The organism is Burkholderia sp. 4NA327C6 (assembly GCF_005502655.1).
Taxonomy (GTDB): domain Bacteria; phylum Pseudomonadota; class Gammaproteobacteria; order Burkholderiales; family Burkholderiaceae; genus Burkholderia; species Burkholderia contaminans.
Genome location: NZ_SCNZ01000004.1, coordinates 65105 through 82389, shown reverse-complemented (window position 1 = coordinate 82389; position 17285 = coordinate 65105). Strand labels below are relative to the sequence as shown.

The following is a 17285-nucleotide window of genomic DNA, read 5'->3' as shown; positions in this document are numbered from 1 at the left end:
ATCGCGTCAGCCCGAACGCGCCGACAGATTGATCAGGCCGACCCGGTCACGACAGAGTACATACGCGAGCGCGACAGCGACGGCCGTTTCGGCGATCAACACCGCAATAGCCGCCCCGCGCTCCGCGAACAGCATGGCAAGCGGCGGCAGCAGTGTCACGTTCAACACACCGGACGAGATCAGGATGATGCTGAAGGCGCGCTTCATGCCCATCGGCAACATGGTTTGAACACCGAACAGATCCGTCATGCATGCCATGAACGGCACCAGCGCCAGGCAACGCAGTACGCCGACCGTCGGCGCAAACGAGCTGCCGTACAGGATCCGAACGACGAACGGCGCACAGGCATAGATCGTTGCCGACATGGCCAGCACCAGCGTGCCCTGCAGGACGATCAGCTTTCGCAAGAACGCAAACGCGTCGTCACGGGCGTGATGCATCAGGTATGTCACGTGTGGATACGTTGCGGCTCTCAGCGGTTGAAGCAGTCCGACTGCGGCCCGAATCAACTTGTCACCCGCGGCAAAATAGCCGGCGGCGACACTCCCCGAGACGATACTCAGCAGAACGGTATTGGTCGACGCGTAGAACGAGATCGACGTCGATGCCAGAAATACCTGCGAGCCGCCTTTCAGGGCGGCTGCGATATCGGCGAACCGCACACGGACAGTTTCGATCTCGCGACGCAAGAACAGATAGGCAAGCAACGTCACCCCGCAAAGCAGCGGCACCGCGGCGTTGATGACAACCGCGTGCAGGAGATCGTCCGGCGTGCGCACCCACATGAAGAAGGCCACGACACTGCATGCACGGTACACGACCACCGTGGCACTGTAGACGCTCAACTTCTGGATGCCCTGAAAGTACCAGCCCGGCGTAAGCGCAGCGCCCACCGCCATCCCGAACCCGATCAGCAGGGCCGTGCGCTCTGCCGCGAAATGCGGGACGAGCAGGGTCAGGATGACGAGTACGGCGAAACCGACGACCGTGATCGCCCATTGGGCACACACCGTTGCCCAGAAAATCCGGGATCGTTCCATCCTGCCGTCCGCCAGTGCGACACGCGGCGTCGCTGTCAGGTCGAAGCTGTAATTGGCAAGATTGATGAAATACGTCGTCACCGCCAGCACGAACGACAGCCGTCCGTATTGCAGGGGGCCGAGCACGCGCGTCAGTAGGGGCAACGTGACGAGCGGCACAACGTACGTCGAGATTTGCAGCGCGAACAACAACGCAAAATTTTTTCGGACAGCGGTCATCGTGCTTTCTGGGCTGGAGTAAACGGTGTGCCGCGACTGTCAATGTGTCCACGTTCGCGGTACATCCCCGCCGATGCCGAGTACGGCGCACAGCGACGACGCGTAGCATTCGACCGAGTAACGCGACCAGTCGTAGTGACGATTCTCGCTATCGAGGTGCGCGCGCAGTTCGGCGAGCGCGCGCGCGAAGCCTTCGGACGTGTTCCGGTAGAGAATCTTGTTGCCGATCTCGTCCCCGAAGGTTGACAGGCTTCCGATGTCATGCACGAGCGCCGGCAGCCCGAGCATCGCTGCCTCGACGATCACGAGGGGAGCGTTTTCAACCCAGATCGACGGCAACACGAGCGCATCGTGCTGGGGCAGCGCGGCGAACAGCGTTGCATGATCGAGGCGCCCGGCGAAACGCAGCCGCCCCGATTCGACGAGTGTCGCGTAACGTTTTTCCAGGTCGGTCAGCTCCGATCCGTCGCCATAGACAGTCAGCGACGCAGTCGCATCGCCGGCCGATTCGCTCATGAGCGCGAGAAACCGGCCCAGGCCCTTGTCCGCGTCCACGCGACCGACGAACGCCAGATCGAGGCGATCACCCCGGGCAGGTTTCGGCGGTCGGGGAACCAGCGTCGAGTCGATCGGATTCGGTACCAACGTGGCGCGTGTTCGGCCAGACTGCGCAATGAGGTCGCGCATGAACGGACTCGGACAGAGAATCTCGTCAAACAAGCCAAGCGGATCGAAAAGCGCATTGACCGCATGCCAATGCAGCTTCTTCGCGACATCGTGAAGGAAGCCGCGCGGGCTCGCCGCAAGCGCGATGCGCCGGCCGCGATGCAACTGGTCGATCGGCAACGGTTGCGCGCGTCCGCGGGAATAGACAAGCAGGCTCGGGTTGTAAAACAACAAATGGTAATCGTGCGCGGTCATGAACAGTCCACATCCCGAGTGCCGCTTGTAGCGAGCGAGCACGGGCAGAATCGCGCTCGACAGCAGGTTGTGGTAGTTGTGCACGAGAATTCGTTGCGGGCGAAATCGATCGAGCAGCGTAAGGAGCGCACGCGCTGCGGCAGGCGACCATGCCTGCGCGCGCCCGCCGCCTTCGACGTCGGGCAATGCACGCTCGTCGAAGGTTTCGACCACGACGCCCTGGCAAGCACGAAGCACGTCGACGGACACCCGGTAGACTTCCTCGGCTCCCCCCTTCCGGACGAAGTCGTTGATCACCAGCACATGCATCACGATCGACCTCGATGGGCGCCATGCCGCGCGTGCGATGCGACCTCGTCGCCTGCATGACCGGGCCGGGCTTTCGCTCGCTCGTTTCGCGAACCGGCGTCATCCCGCGTCGCGAGTGCAAGATCGTGCGTTACCCGCTGGCGGTGACGCCTGCCCCACTTTCGATGTGCCCGACACGCTTGCTTCATGGTCATTCCTGGATGGAGTCGCGATGGCGCTTGCGCACAGGCAACCCCATGAAAACTCGACACCATCAGGATAAGGTGACCGAAGCCGCGGATCTGTTCGTCCGGTTACGTTGGCGGGAGACTTTGGCAAAACCACCACCGGCCGACGCCCCGGAGCTGCGCTCTCGAGACGCTCGCCCGGGAGAGACGCGGTGATCGCCGCCCGGCCGGGCCGGCGTGCGACGTCTGTGCGAACGTCATGAAGGCGCGTGCTCCGGTTGCGCGGGTACCGCGAATTCGGCCGGCGCGTACCAGCCGGCAAGCAGCTCGGCGCAGCGGGTGACGACGTACTGCGCAGCGGCGTTGCCGTGCAACGAATGGTCGAGCCCGTCCCGCATGTCGACGGATACGTTCGGCCAATGCGCGAACGCGCGGGATGCGGGGCCGAAATGCCGGACGAGCGCGTCGACGCCCGTATCGAATGTGCCGTAGATGAGATGGGTACGGATGCCGCCGGCCGACATGTGATGCAGCAATCCCCGAGGCGTCTCGTGACCCGGCCGCCAGCCGAAATGCTCGCCGACACGCTTGACGGGCACGGTCATGGCGCCCGTGGCCAGACGAAACGCGGCACGCAGTACCGGCCGCGGGTCGCGCCCTTCGAGCAGCAGCCGACGAAGCTTGTGGCGGCTGCGCAGCGATGCCCAATAGCCGCGCATCGAGTTTGTCTGGTTATTGACGGCATTCGCGAGCGTTTCTCCGCGTGGCCAGATGAAAACCGGCAGATTGACCGCAATCACGCCGGCGAAGTGCTCGCGCGCGGCGGCATGAAGCGACGCGTACGCGCCAGAGCAAATCCCGAACGCAACGATCTCGCGATGCCCCTGCGCCTTCAGCCAGTCCGCTGCGGATGCGATATCGACGATCACCTGATCCGAATACGGAATGTCCGACTGATCGTCTCTCGCACGCGGGCCGCTGTCGCCGATGCCGCTCGAATCGATACGCAGGCTGCTGATACCCGATGCCGCGAGCGACCGCGCAAGCCGCACCGCAAACCGACCGTCGGCGACATGCGGATTGGCCGCCGTATTGGTAATCAACAGGGTCGGCGCGGCAGCGCGTCGGATGCTGCCGGCCGGTTCGCACAGCACGCCGACCAAGCGCCCTGGCCCCACGGAGATCATCCGTTCGATACTGCCCTCCCCGGTCAGCGTCACGGCCGACCCGGCATCCCGCACGGAAACGCGACCAGCCGTATCGGAACCGTCGTCGATCCAGTTCGCAACCGTGTCGAGCAATCCGTCGGGTAGCCGCGACCACACCGGCTCCCTCATGAGGCCGCCCCAATCGGAGCAGGTCCGGACATCGACCGAAACACTGCGTGCCTGCAGCGCGTCCGACAGGGCGGAAGCGTCGCCGTACGGCGTATCGACGAGCAACGCGTGCGCCGGCAATGTCTGAAATCGTCCCGCGGACTCGCACAGGTTGATGCCTCGGAGCGACGCGACGAGATCATCGGGATACGCATGCCCCAGTACATGGAGAGGCTGTTCCTCTCGAACCGCATCCCGCACGGCCGGCGGCACGTTCTCGAGCCAGCGTTGCGCGACGAGAGAAAGCTCGCGCAGGTAGCCGCGGCCGCGCACTACTGGCGCCAGCGCGACGAAGCGCGTGAACCCGGGGATGCCGTCCGCGGCGAGAAGCGCCAAGGCGGCACCGGCGCGCACGCCGACGAGCGTCAGCGTGTCCGACACGACACGCTCGCGCAATGCATCGACGGCATGCCGAACGCTCGCGAGCATGTGTTCGAAACGGTCTGCGTCGTGTTCGTCGCCCAGCGAGTCGCCGCTCGCCGGATAGTGGAATCGCAGCACCGGAAAGCCGCGATCGGCGAGATGCTCGGCGAGCGCGCGCACGAGTTTGTGAAGCCAGAGCGCCTCGTGACCGAGCGGCTCGCAAATCACGATGCCATGCGGGCGACTCCCTGGGTGAAACCAGCCGACGCATCCGTTGAACTGAATGGGCGTCATGATCCGGTCCTTGCGCTGTGCGCCTGATGGCCCGATGCGCTGCCGAATACCTGACGCATGCCGCGAAGCAGGCATCCAGATACCGGAAACGCCTGCGCGTGCGTGCGTGCGAACTTCAACTTGCGGCCGAAACGAGGGTGCCTGTACGCTCGGCCGCTTAAAGCAAATCGGGAACGACTGACGTTGCGACGATGCGAGCCGATTCCCCGTAACCGGCCCCGTCCTTGCGTATCGATTTGGGTTCCCACGAAAACGCCTGTATGTGAAAACACCCGCATGCCCGACCGGGGCCGGCGAGTGCCTGTCGAGGATCGCCTGACCGGCAAGCGCCTCTGGGTTGAAATTGGTCTTGGTAATTTTTTGGTCGGATGACGTTACATTTCCGTTCCCTACCCCCGAATCAGCTCGGCACACCGGATATGGCGTGCCCGTTCGAATATCGACGATTAGGCCACTCAATCCCGACAGATTTCGTACGTCACATTACATTTTCACAACGCGCTTCCCGGACTTGCGGCGCCACGGCCACGCAAGGCTCTCCGCCGATCGCGCACGGGCGAACCATGCCGACGTACCCCGCCGACGTGTAGACCTGCACTCGACTGCCGGGCCCGCGGCGCCTCGCACGGATTCGCCGCGCACCCAACGCCGCCCATGTGACCAAGCGCGTCACCTGGATTCTTCGTCCGTCGGTCAAGGCAAGCGTTGCCGGACGGGGCACTTCGCCCGGCACGAACACCTTCGCGTCGCTTGCTGCATGTCCGCGCACCAGCGCCCTGGTCAGACAACGCGCACGGCAATACTCGATTGAACACCGTCCGGCACTGCAGATATGTGAGCAACCTTACTCAACACATCACATGAAAGTGGGCCCGCGTTGCTTGACTCGGCGCAACCGCCATTTCCCCAGCCCCGGAATCAAAGCTGCATTCACGACGAGCAGTGGGCGCAATGACCGAAGCACGATTGGATGCGCACGCAACGAAACGGGACGCACGCATCACCACATGACTGCCGTACAAAAACGCTTTCTCCCAGGTACTTCTTACCCGACCACACCCCGGCCATCGGGAACGATGACCGCCTTTCCACCTCGTAGCGCACCCGTGCCGAAGAAAGATCGGACATATCGGTAGAAACACCGATGCTGTAGTCAAACTACATTCATACCATTAGTCGCTGCAGAGAATCGCTACATCCGATTCGGCAGCGCCGGGCGGTCCGCGTCGCCGTCCTCGATGTTCGATCGGGCCCAACCGGCCGTAACGATTCCCCGCCTGGCTTGGCATGCCGACGCGCAACCACCCAGCATCGCCAGCCAATTGCGTCCGGTGCGAATCCACCGGACGTGCGCAGCTCCAGACATCATTCGAACAACCGGCAATACGATCATGGAGAGCAACATGCGGGACACACTCTGGCCGGCCGTCGTGCTGGCAGCGACCCTCTGCACCAGCGCCTACGCGGGCGACACCGATTTCAACGCGCAAGGCGACGCCACCGATGCGTTCGCGTCCGCCGCGGCGGTCCGGCGCGCTGACTCGCTCGTGCGCAAGATGACGCTCGACGAAAAACTTCAATTCATTCATTCGCAATACGAAATGTCGAAAGTGCCGGGCGGTGGCGCCGGCTACATCCAGGGCGTGCCGCGGCTCGGCATTCCCGACCTGAACATGGTCGATTCAGCGACGGGTTCCGGCAGCACGTCGCAGGCCAGCACGACGTTCCCTGCGACGATCGCCGTCGCTGCGAGCTGGGATCGCCGCCTGTCGTACGACTACGGCAAGCAGGTCGCGATCCAGTTGCGCGCGCAAGGCTTCGGCATGGGCCTCGGCGGCGGCACCAACCTCGCGCGCGAGCCGCGCGGCGGCCGCCTGTTCGAGTATCTCGGCGAGGATCCGCTACTGGCCGGCGACCTGCTCGCCGAACGCACGCTCGCCACGCAGCGGCAGAAAGTCATCGCGACCATCAAGCACTACGCCGGCAACGAACAGGAGCACGGCCGGATGGGCGGCAACACGCAGATCGACGAGCGCACGCTGCGCGAGCTCTACCTGCTGCCGTTCGAGATCGCCGCGAAGCGCGGGCGGCCCGGCAGCGTGATGTGCAGCTACAACCGCCTGAACGGTGCGTATGCCTGCGAGAACCCTCACCTGCTGAACGACGTGCTGAAGAACGAATGGGGCTTCCAGGGCCAGGTGCAGTCCGACTGGGGCGCGACGCACAGCACCGCTGCCGCGATCAATGCCGGGCTCGACGAGGAAGAAGACGTCGGATCGACCGTGTACCTCACACCGGCGGCCGTCAAGCAGGCCATCGCAAACGGGTCGGTGTCGACCGCGCGTCTCGACGACATGGTGCGACGCAAGCTCGCGGTGATGATCCGCGTCGGCGTAATGGACGATCCGGCCAAGGGCGGCGGCACGATCGATTTCGCGGCCGCGAACCGGTTCGCGCAGGCCGCTTCCGAGCAGTCGATCGTACTGCTGAAGAACGACGGCAACCAGTTGCCGCTCGCCGCGTCGGCGCTGTCGCGCATCGCGGTGATCGGCGGCCATGCCGATACGGCCGTGCTGTCCGGCGGCGGCTCGGGCAACACGCGCGACCCTGTATCGGGATCGTTTGCGGGCTGCGGTGGCCTGACGTTCGGGTCATCGACAGGATGCAGCTGGTGGCGCAATCCGTGGCTGAAGGTCGACGTACCGATCGTCGCGGCGATCCGCGCGCTCGCGCCGGCCGCCCAGGTCACGTTCGCGGGCAACACCGACCAGCAGTCGCCGTTCCGCGCGTACACGCAGCAGGAGATCGACCAGGCCGCCGCGCTCGCGGGCCGCTCGGACGTCGCGATCGTCGTGGTCGCGCAGCCGGCCGGCGAGGATTTCGGTGATCTCCAGAGCCTGAGCCTCGCAAACCCGTCGAACCAGGATGCGCTCGTCGAAGCCGTCGCCCGCGCGAATCCGCACACGATCGTCGTGGTCCAGAGCGGCAACCCGGTGCTGATGCCGTGGAAGGACCAGGTCTCCGCGATCGTCGAGGCGTGGTATCCCGGCGAAGCCGGCGGCAAGGCGATCGCGAACGTGCTGTTCGGTGCGGTCAATCCGTCCGGCAAGCTGCCTGTCACGTTCCCCGCACGCGATCAGGATTCGCCGACCTGGGGGCAAAACGGTGCGTTCGACAACGATCCCGTCTATGCGGAAAAGCTGAACATGGGCTATCGCTGGTATGACGCGCACAACATCAAGCCGATGTTCGAGTTCGGCTATGGGCTGTCGTACACGCACTTCGCGTATTCGGGGCTGTCGGTGTCGAAGCAATGGGACGGTGCGCTGAGCGTCGCATTCACGGTGCGTAACGACGGGCGCGTCGCCGGCGCGGAAACGCCGCAGGTCTATCTGGGCGTGCCGTACAAGGACGAACCGCCGAAGCGCCTGGTCGGCTGGGAGAAGATCCGGCTGAATCCGGGCGAGACGCGGCGGGTGCGCGTGACTGTATCGCCGCGGATGCAGAGCGTGTGGGACACGTCGCGTAACGGCTGGCGCGTGGTGCCGGGCGGAACGGTGTACGTCGGCGCATCGTCGCGGGATATCCGGTTGCAGGGGAACTGAGCGGTAGTGAAGGAACGGAAGCGCCGCGCACATCGTGCCCGGCGCTTCCGTATTCACTCATCCGCAAACGCGCCCCTTACCGGAACAACAGCGCCAGCAACGTCGCGAGCGCGGTAATCGCGGCGATCCCCGCCGCCATCCCGGCCAGATGCGCGGCGACCACCAGGCCAGCCGGCAATCGCGCGGATGCCGGGCCGCAGGCCCCACCGGCCGGCCCGGCCCGCGATCGGACCGCGCCGCCGGCCATCACTCCCCACCCCCTTCAAGCGTATCGAGCAACGGCCGGGCCAGATGCAGCACCTGATACACCGTACCCGCGCCGCCGTCGTCCAGCTCGTGTTCCGTTACGAGCGAGCGCGTCAGCCGCCAGCGCAGCGGATCAAGGCTGACGGCGGCCGCAACCGTACCCTGCCTCGCCGCCACGTCGCGATTGCGCTCGACCTCCCGCGCCAGCGTCGCATCGAGGTCGGCATCCGCCGGAATATCCACGGCTTCCAGCCGCACGAAGCGCCCCGCCGATGCGCTGCCCTTGCGCGCATCCAGCGCGACCTGCACGTCGATCGGCGCACGCCCGAAGCTGTCCGTCACGACCCGGAAGCGGCCGTCCGTGACGAACCGGGCGAACGCCTGCTCATTGCGCCACACATAAAGCGATGCATAGCCGTTTTCCGTCGCACCGTAGCGGCCCGCCTCGCGCAGCAGGAACCCCTTGAACACGAGATCCGGCGTGTCGTCCCAGAGCCTGCCGCGCTCGCGCACGCGATTGCGGATGATGTCGAGGTCGTAGTCCGCCGGCAGGCGGTGCGCGTAGTACGCGGTCAGCATGATCGACTCCTGGAAACGGAAAGGGAGATTCCGAGCGGCTCGAGAACAGCGTAGAAGACCTTGAATCATTTGAAAAGTCGATGGCAGAATATTTCAATGATTCGATTTCTAAATGGATGATTGCGCGATGAAAACGCTCGACATCGAAGCCGTGCAGGCGTTCGTGCTGACTGCCGACCTCAAGAGCTTCACACGGGCCGCCGAGGCGATGGACACCACGCAGTCCGCGGTGAGCCTGAAGATCAAAAAGCTGGAAGACAGCCTCGGACGACGCCTGCTGGAACGCACGCCGCGGCAGGTTCGCTTGTCAGCCGACGGCACCGCGTTCCTCGAACCCGCGCGTGAGCTCGTGGCCGCTCACCAGGGCGCGGTCGGTGCATTCGGCGTCGGCCAGCGGCGGCTGGTGATCGGCGTGAGCCATCATGTCGTCGGCGCCGATCTTCCGATGCTGCTTCGGCGCATGAGCGAAGCGGAACCGGGGCTCGTGCTGGAGATCCGGGTGGCCGCCTCGCGCGATGTGCTCGATGCGTTCGACCGCGGCCAGCTCGACGCCGCCGTCGCGCTGCAGCACGACAGCCGGCGGCTCGACGGTGAAACCCTCCTGTCGGAGTCGTTCGGCTGGATGGCTGCGACCGATTTCGAGTACCATCCGCCGCAACCGCTGCGCCTCGCGACGCAGGCCGAGCCGTGCAGCGTGCGCCGCATGGCCGTCGGCGCGCTGGACGAAGCCGGTGTCGCATGGACGGAAGTATTCGTCGGCGGCGGCGTGGCGACGATCGGCGCGGCAGTGTCCGCCGGGCTGGCCGTCGCCGCGCTCGGGCATCGCGTGGCGCCCGTCGGGACGGTCGACGTGGGCATGCGATACGGGCTGCCGCCCTTGCCGACGCGCGACGTGGTGCTCTACTCGAACCTGACCGATGCGCGGGCACGGCAAGCGCTGCGCACGCTGGGCGCGGCGTTGCGGTCGTCGGTCGGTGTGCGGTGATGTCGCGCGCGAATCGTCGTAGAAAAAATCGGAACGGCCGCTGCCGCACCCTTCACATTGGCGCTTCGCCATTCCGTATCCAGCACCGCACCCCGGCCGGGCGCTGACGGCATCGAAAGTCAACGATGCGCGCCACGGTAAAATTCAGTCTTCATCCCGGCCATGCGGCCGGCCGCTGCCCGCCCGGGCCGGCACCCAAAGAACCGACACGCCATCATCACCTTGATTTCCTTACTGTTTCCCCCTCGCGACGCATGATGTACTCGCTCGCCACCACCTACACCCGCGAACTCGAGATCCGCAAGAGCCGCTTCATCGCGTACGCGATTCCCGTCGACGACCGCGACGCCGCAATGCAGGCCCTGCAGCGCCTGCGCGACGACCATCCAGCGGCCACGCACGTGTGCTGGGCCTTGCTGGCGGGCGGTCAATCGGGGATGTCGGACGACGGCGAGCCGTCGGGCACCGCAGGCCGCCCGATCCTGGAAGTGCTGCGCCATCACGATCTCGACGGCGTGCTCGGCGCGGTCGTGCGTTACTACGGCGGCGTGAAGCTCGGCGCGGGCGGGCTGGTGCGCGCGTACACCGATGCAATCGCGTCGGCGCTGCTCGATGCCGAGCGCGTCGAGCGCATCCGCTACACGCGGCTCGCGATCGAGATCGGCTATCCCGAGGAAGCGCGCGTGCGCCGCTGGATCGAACAGGCGGGCTACGAACTGGTGGACAGCGCGTACGGGATGACGGTCAAGCTCGTGATCAAGCTGCCCGAGACAGCCGACGCGCATGCGCGAACCGAGTTGTTCGACCTGACGCAAGGGCGATCGGGCTTTCCCGATCTGTAACGAGCGGCCGCTATCGTCCCCTCCGCGCCACCCCGCTGCCCCAAAATTCCGCCGAAATTTCAGATACGTCCGATAGAAAAACCGCGCGCCGCCACTTAATCTCACCGAGTTCCCGGCGATTCGTGCCGTGTACGTTCTATCCGCAGGCCGGCACAGGCGACATGCAACCGCCACCGGCCGAGGCGGCACGCCTAGGCCGGGCGTGCCGACGTGCGGTTCGTCACGCGTCGCCAATAATCAAAACTCGACTACGGGATAACGGACGCATGCATCAACTGCAGACACTGCAAGCCCAGCTTGCGGAACTCGATCGGCGCATCAAGGCGGCACGCAGCCGCGAACGCCGCGCGGTGCTGGCACAGGTACGCGAGCTCGTCACCGGCTACGCGCTGACCGCACGGGAAATCTTCGGGCAGGGTTACAGCGATCGCGCGAAGCTGTTTACGGTCGGTGCGAAGTATCGCGACCCGGCAACCGGCGCAACATGGAGCGGCCGCGGCCGTGCACCCGCATGGATCGTCGGACGCGACCGCACCGCGTTCCTGATCCGGGAGTAACGCGCGCCGCGTTGCGCGGCGCGCCCCTTCATCGCATCGAACCCGCCACGACCGCTCAGTAGATATCCGGCACGATCATGTTGTCCGGCGTCGGCCGACGGATGTAATCCTCGTGATGCTCGCGCGGCGGCAGGTCGATCGGTGCGTGCGGCACCTCGTGATACGGCACCTGCTGCAGCAGGTGGTGAATGCAGTTCAGCCGTGCGCGCTTCTTGTCGACGGCCTGCACGACCCACCACGGCGCTTCCGGAATGTGCGTACGCAGCAGCATCTCTTCCTTCGCGGCCGTGTAGGCTTCCCAGCGGCGGCGGCTCTCGAGATCCATCGGGCTCAGCTTCCACTGCTTGAGCGGATCCTCGATCCGGCTCTGGAAACGCACTTCCTGCTCGTGGTCGGTGATCGAAAACCAGTACTTGACGATCTGGATCCCGCTGCGCACCAGCATCTTCTCGAACTCGGGCACCGAACGGAAAAACTCCTCGTATTCCTCGTCGGTACAGAAATTCATCACGCGCTCGACGCCCGCGCGGTTGTACCAGCTGCGGTCGAACAGCACGATCTCGCCGCCGGCCGGCAGATGCGCGACATAGCGCTGGAAATACCATTGCGTGCGTTCGCGGTTGTTCGGTGCCGGCAGCGCCGCCACGCGGCAGACGCGCGGGTTCAGCCGCTGCGTGATGCGCTTGATCGCCCCGCCCTTGCCGGCCGCGTCGCGCCCCTCGAAAATGACGACGAGCCGGTGCCCCGTGCTGACGACCCAGTCCTGCAGCTTCACGAGTTCGCCCTGCAGGCGGAACAGTTCGCGGAAATATTGCTTGCGCGCCTCGCGGCGCTCCTGCGAAAACAGCAGGTCGTCGCTGTCGTCGAAGCGGCGATCGTCGAGCTCCATCTCGAGCTCTTCGTCGTAGGCGTCGACCAGATCTTCCTCGAAGCGGCGCTGGCGCGCTTCCATCGATTCCATATCGGTGCGGTCGTCGGTCTCGGTGCGGGTATCGTTGTCGCCCATGGGGCCTCCTTCCATCATTGACGCAGCCAAACTCCTCCATTATCCCAGTGTCGCGCGTCAAATTCATGAAAAAAGGGCCGGCGCACCGGTCGGGAGCGGAATGCGAGCAGCGCGCTGGCCAGTACGGGGTTCGCGGAAATATCGAACGTGTTCGACACGAACTGCCGGTTCGGCTGGTCGATGTCCAGCGTAATCTTCATAAGTAACGGAATATAGGTCACCAGCTTCCTCGAAAGCAACGCGGCGAGCGACCGGAGTCGAACGCGGCACGAGCCCGGTCGCCGCTCGTCAGTCCGGCGGCGGCAGTACGACCGTATCCTCCGGCCCGAGCACGCGCCCGTCCTGCGAACGCAGTTCGAGCTTCCTGACCGGCAACCCGCTCTTCCGGTCGACGAGCAGCACGTGTGCGTCGTCCGGTTCGAAGAAGAAATCCTCGCCCCACTGCCGCAGCGCGACGAGCAGTGGAAACAGGCCGCGCCCTTTCTCGGTCAGCACGTACTCGTGATGCGCGCCGCCGTCCGCGGCCGGCACGATGTCCATGATCCCGTGCGCGACCAGGTTGCGCAGGCGCGCGGCCAGGATGTTCTTGGCCAGCCCGAGATTCTTCTGGAATTCGCCGAAGCGGCGCAACCCGTCGAACGCATCGCGGACGATCAGCAGCGACCACCAGTCGCCAATCGCGTCCAGCGGGCGGGCAACACCGCAAAGGGAATCCTCGTGCGTGGTTCGTCTGTTCATCGATGCATGGGGCGATGCCGTGCCCGGAATGCGGGCGGAGCGGCGGTCGTTTCCGGTGAAATAAATGGTTGCAATATAAAACTCGTCGAGCGAAAGATCAATCGCACGACGCCCGACTGTTCGCGATCGACGAATGGAGCAGCCGATTCGGGCCCGATTGGCTTTTCAACTCATGCGTCTCGCCAACTAATTCCGGCAACGCTGTTTTCCGGCACGAAATCACGCACCATCAGCCAGTCATTCCGGTGATTTGTCCACGCATTTTTTGGTTGCAACTTGAAACCGAATATCCTACGCTTCGATTCGGTTTCACCTTGAAACCAAACTATCCGACTATCCGAAGGAGCGTTCGATGATCCGGCCCGATGCCACGTTCGATGGCACCTTTCCCTTCGCCCCGCATTTCGACGACGCATCCGGCTTCCGGATGCACTACGTGGACGAAGGTCCGCACGACGGCGAAACCCTTCTGTGCCTGCATGGCGAACCCACGTGGGGCTATCTGTTCCGCCATCTGATTGCCGCGCTGAGCCCGACGCACCGTGTCGTCGTGCCCGATCACATGGGCTTCGGCAAAAGCGCGACGCCACACGATCGCAGCTACTGGCTGCAGGACCATGTCGACAACCTGGAGCGCTTCGTGCTCGCGCGCGACCTCGATCGCATCACGCTCGTGATGCACGACTTCGGCGGCCCGGTGGGCATGGGGCTGGCCGCGCGGCATCCGGATCGCATCCGGCGGATCGTGTCCGCGAATGGGCCGACGCCGTTCGGCCAGCCCGACCTTGTCGAACGACTGAACGCAAACGGTCGCGATGCGCCGTGGTTCCAGTGGATCGTGCGCGCGGCGGCGGACGACACGCTGGAGACGGTGCTCGGTCAGCTCGGCTTCAATATCCTGAGCACGCTGAAGCTGAACGGATTCGAAAATCACGCGGTTATCAGCGACACGTGGATCGCCGCATACGGTGCCCCGTTCGCGCAGCCGGAGGACTGCGTCGGCGCGATCGGATGGGCCCGCGGGTTTGCCGCCGGCGCGCATCGGTTCGAGACGCCCGATGCAGCAGCGCTGCGTGCGATACGCGACAAGCCCGCGCTCGCGATCTGGGGAGACGCCGACCGAACGCTCGGCGCCGAACACTTCCTGCCGCTCTTCACGGCACTGTTTCCGTCCGCGCCCGTCGAGCGGCTGGCGGGCGTCGGGCACTACTGCTTCGAGGATGCGCCCGACGCCATCGCGTCACGCATCGCCGAATTCATCCGGGCCACCGGTTGAGCGCGGTCCGCAGCCGATGGCACGGCGCCCGGCTGTGGAACACGGCGTGCGCGGCCGCCTTCGCCACCGCGCACGCGCCACTTCACGTCACCGAATAATCCGCGTCACACCCCGCCCGCGCGGGTCGGCCATCGCCTCCGGCGTCTTGCCGTCGATCTTGATCACCTGGATGTCGCCGCTGAAATCCTGCCCCTTCAGCGTATAGCCGCGCGCCTCGATCTGCTTCGCGAGTTCGCCTTCGATCGGGTGGTACGGCTCCCAGAAGATCGTGTTCGGCGGCAGCAGCTGGTGATGGAAGCGCATCGCACCGACGGCCTCCTTCAACGGCATCTTGAAGTCGTAGATGTTGTTGATCACCTGGAAGATCGACGTGAAGATGCGCGAGCCGCCCGGCGTGCCGATCACGAGCGACACCTTGCCGTCCTTCGTCATGATCGTCGGCGACATCGACGACAGCGGGCGCTTCTTCGGTTCGATCGCGTTCGCGTCGCTGCCGACCACGCCGAACATGTTCGCGACGCCCGGCTTCGCGGAGAAGTCGTCCATCTCGTCGTTCAGCACGATGCCGGTGCCGTCGGCGATCACGCCCGAGCCGAAATAGCCGTTGATCGTGTACGTGTTCGACACCGCGTTGCCCCCCTTGTCGACCACCGAGAAGTGCGTCGTTTCAGCCTTCTCCGGCATCGTCGTGCCGAGGCCCGGCTGCACGCTCTTCGTATCCGACGGCTCCTTCGGGTTGACCTCGCCCGCCCGCTTCGCGATGTACGCGTCGTCGGTCAGCTGCGCGATCGGCACCTTGTAGAAATCCGGATCGCCGAGATACTGCGCACGGTCGGCGAACACGCGCTTCTCGATTTCCGCGACGAGGTGGATGTACTGCGGCGAGTTGAGCTTCACGCCCTCGAAATCCTGCTTGAGGTCGGCCTTCATCTTCAGCAGCTGCACGAGGCCGATGCCGCCCGAGCTCGGCGGCGGCGCGGTGATCACGTCATAGCCGTTCCACTTCGCCTGCACCGGCTGGCGCCACACGGCCCGGTACTGCGCAAGATCCTCGGTGGTAATCAGCCCGTTGCCGTCGCCGGTCTTCATCGACGCGGCGATCAGCTCCGCCGTCTTGCCCTTGTAGAAACCTTCCGCGCCGTCGTTCGCGATGCGCGTGAGCACGTCGGCAAGATCCGGCTGCTTGAAGTTCACGCCGGCCTTCAACCCGGAGAAATACTTGTCGAAGTTGGTCTTGCCGCCGAACTCCTTCGATGCATCGACGCCGCGTTGCGCGAGCTGTTCGTCGACGACGAAGCCGTCGCGCGCATAGTGGATCGCCGGCGCGAGCACCTGCTTCCACTTCAGCTTGCCGAAGCGCTTCTGCGCTTCCCACATGCCCGCGACCGTGCCCGGCACGCCGGCCGCGCGCGGGCCGTACAGGCTCATGTCCTTGACGACGTTGCCGTCCTTGTCGAGGTACATGTCCTTCGTCGCGGCGAGCGGCGCGCGCTCGCGATAGTCGATGAAGTACGGCTTGCCGTCCTTGTAGATCGTCATGAAGCCGCCACCGCCGATGTTGCCGGCTTCCGGATACGTGACGGCCAGCGTGAACGCGATCGCGACGGCCGCGTCGATCGCGTTGCCGCCTTCCTTGAAGATTCGCTCCGCGGCATCCGCGCTGTACTTGTCGGCCACCGCGACCGCCGAGCTCGTCAGGACGGCGGGCTGCGGCCCCTTCGCATAGACGGGCGCGTTCGGCAGGAAACCGATGCCGGCCACCGTCGCGAGCGCGACAGCGGATGATTTGAAGCGATTCAGCGTAGTCATTGCATGTCCCCCATGTGGATCTCCTTCAGCCAGGAAAAGCACCTGTTCCGCTCATGGCCGCCGGCGCGCCGATGGTCATATCCGGTTTCATAGTATAGGGGGACAAAAAGGGTCGAACACGGGCTTGCATTGAAAGCGTATTCGTCATGTGCGCAAGGTCATACCGAGGCTTCGAAACAGGTACGCGGATCGGTCGAAATGACACGCGGCACACGTCCTCACGCAACGCACAAAAACCGAAAGTTGCGAACTGCGCGGAAGACCACGTGCTACGTGCAAAAAAATCTGCGAACGTCCCTCCCGCTGCACGGACCGATCTGCGAAGATAGCGCCCCGCTTTCGCGGTGCATCAATTTTTCGTGCACGCACCGCTTCACGTTTCTTCGTCTCGCTTCCTATGGCATCACACAATGCGCATCATGCATCCGGCTTCGCCGCCGGTGTCGCCGCCGCTGTCCTCGTCGCGCAAACCGGCGCAACCGGCCCGTGGCATTCGGGTCTGTTCGCCGCATTCGCGGCGGGCGTCGCGGGCGGCACCGCTCCCGACTGGCTCGAGGTCGCATGGTGGAGCCGCAAGCGCCGTTTGTGGATCACGCATCGCACCGTCACGCACTGGGGCATCGGCTGGATCGCGCTGCTGGCGCTTGGATGGCACGGGCTCATCCATCATCCGCACCCGCTGTGGGCCGCGCCGCTGTTCGGCTTCGCATGCGGCGGCATCATGCATCTGCTCGCCGACTGGCCGAATCCGCTCGGCGTACCGTGGATCTGGCGGCGTCACTCACTGAACCTGTGGAACAGCGGGCATTGCGACCTGATCGTCGTGGCCGCCGCATGGGGCGGCACGCTGTGGCTCGCGCAGTCGTTGTGGTCGCGCGCGCCGCTGCTCGAACAGTGGCTCGGCTGGCTGCACCGCGTCTAGTTGCAATTCGTCACCATTCGAGGCGCGATC

General features: G+C 64.9%; 14 protein-coding genes. 6 read left to right on the top strand and 8 right to left on the bottom strand.

The annotated features are described in order from the left end of the window. Positions 1 to 6 precede the first annotated feature (6 nt). From FFS49_RS05580 to FFS49_RS05570, 3 genes are all read right to left on the bottom strand, one after another. Positions 7 to 1260 (bottom strand): flippase, encoded by a 1254-nt coding sequence (locus FFS49_RS05580; protein WP_071332718.1) that lies wholly within the window; start codon positions 1258 to 1260, stop codon positions 7 to 9. A 39-nt stretch (positions 1261 to 1299) separates the two neighbouring features. Then, a complete protein-coding gene (locus FFS49_RS05575; protein WP_071332719.1) occupies positions 1300 to 2490 on the bottom strand; it encodes a glycosyltransferase in 1191 nt (396 codons plus the stop codon). Positions 2491 to 2914: 424 nt separating this feature from the next. After that, positions 2915 to 4690, bottom strand: coding sequence for an alpha/beta hydrolase (locus FFS49_RS05570; protein WP_105815358.1), 1776 nt, complete (start codon positions 4688 to 4690; stop codon positions 2915 to 2917). A gap of 1403 nt (positions 4691 to 6093) precedes the next feature. On the opposite strand from FFS49_RS05570, the gene FFS49_RS05565 reads away from it, so the two are divergent. Continuing rightward, positions 6094 to 8295: a glycoside hydrolase family 3 C-terminal domain-containing protein gene (locus tag FFS49_RS05565; RefSeq protein ID WP_105815359.1), complete on the top strand. Its 2202-nt coding sequence runs from the start codon at positions 6094 to 6096 to the stop codon at positions 8293 to 8295. Positions 8296 to 8541: 246 nt separating this feature from the next. Here the strand turns inward: FFS49_RS05565 and FFS49_RS05560 are convergent, their stop codons facing one another. Beyond that, positions 8542 to 9120: a DUF4865 family protein gene (locus tag FFS49_RS05560; protein WP_171026723.1), complete on the bottom strand. Its 579-nt coding sequence runs from the start codon at positions 9118 to 9120 to the stop codon at positions 8542 to 8544. A 127-nt stretch (positions 9121 to 9247) separates the two neighbouring features. Between FFS49_RS05560 and FFS49_RS05555 the strand changes: the two genes are divergently transcribed. From FFS49_RS05555 to FFS49_RS05545, 3 genes are all read left to right on the top strand, one after another. Next, positions 9248 to 10105, top strand: coding sequence for a LysR family transcriptional regulator (locus tag FFS49_RS05555; protein WP_105815361.1), 858 nt, complete (start codon positions 9248 to 9250; stop codon positions 10103 to 10105). A 254-nt stretch (positions 10106 to 10359) separates the two neighbouring features. Beyond that, positions 10360 to 10947, top strand: a complete 588-nt coding sequence (locus FFS49_RS05550) for a YigZ family protein (RefSeq protein ID WP_105815362.1) — start codon at positions 10360 to 10362, stop codon at positions 10945 to 10947. 266 nt (positions 10948 to 11213) lie between these two features. Further along, on the top strand, positions 11214 to 11504 hold the full coding sequence (locus tag FFS49_RS05545) for an H-NS histone family protein (RefSeq protein WP_039356963.1): 291 nt from the start codon (positions 11214 to 11216) through the stop codon (positions 11502 to 11504). A 55-nt stretch (positions 11505 to 11559) separates the two neighbouring features. On the opposite strand, the gene ppk2 is transcribed toward FFS49_RS05545, so the two are convergent. From ppk2 to FFS49_RS05530, 3 genes are all read right to left on the bottom strand, one after another. Then, positions 11560 to 12510, bottom strand: coding sequence for a polyphosphate kinase 2 (gene ppk2, locus FFS49_RS05540; RefSeq protein ID WP_039356966.1), 951 nt, complete (start codon positions 12508 to 12510; stop codon positions 11560 to 11562). Positions 12511 to 12524: 14 nt separating this feature from the next. Then, positions 12525 to 12731 carry a hypothetical protein gene (locus FFS49_RS42500; protein ID WP_224755730.1) on the bottom strand — a complete coding sequence of 69 codons (207 nt, stop codon included), beginning with the start codon at positions 12729 to 12731 and terminating at the stop codon, positions 12525 to 12527. Positions 12732 to 12798: 67 nt separating this feature from the next. Then, positions 12799 to 13248, bottom strand: coding sequence for a helix-turn-helix domain-containing protein (locus FFS49_RS05530; RefSeq protein ID WP_105815363.1), 450 nt, complete (start codon positions 13246 to 13248; stop codon positions 12799 to 12801). A gap of 352 nt (positions 13249 to 13600) precedes the next feature. On the opposite strand from FFS49_RS05530, the gene FFS49_RS05525 reads away from it, so the two are divergent. After that, positions 13601 to 14524 carry an alpha/beta fold hydrolase gene (locus FFS49_RS05525; protein ID WP_105815364.1) on the top strand — a complete coding sequence of 308 codons (924 nt, stop codon included), beginning with the start codon at positions 13601 to 13603 and terminating at the stop codon, positions 14522 to 14524. Positions 14525 to 14611: 87 nt separating this feature from the next. On the opposite strand, the gene ggt is transcribed toward FFS49_RS05525, so the two are convergent. Then, positions 14612 to 16333: a gamma-glutamyltransferase gene (ggt, locus tag FFS49_RS05520; protein ID WP_105815365.1), complete on the bottom strand. Its 1722-nt coding sequence runs from the start codon at positions 16331 to 16333 to the stop codon at positions 14612 to 14614. A 397-nt stretch (positions 16334 to 16730) separates the two neighbouring features. Here ggt and FFS49_RS05515 point away from each other — a divergent pair, with 397 nt between their 5' ends. After that, complete coding sequence (locus FFS49_RS05515; RefSeq protein ID WP_039356977.1) at positions 16731 to 17255, top strand: metal-dependent hydrolase; 525 nt, start codon at positions 16731 to 16733, stop codon at positions 17253 to 17255. Positions 17256 to 17285: the final 30 nt, after the last annotated feature.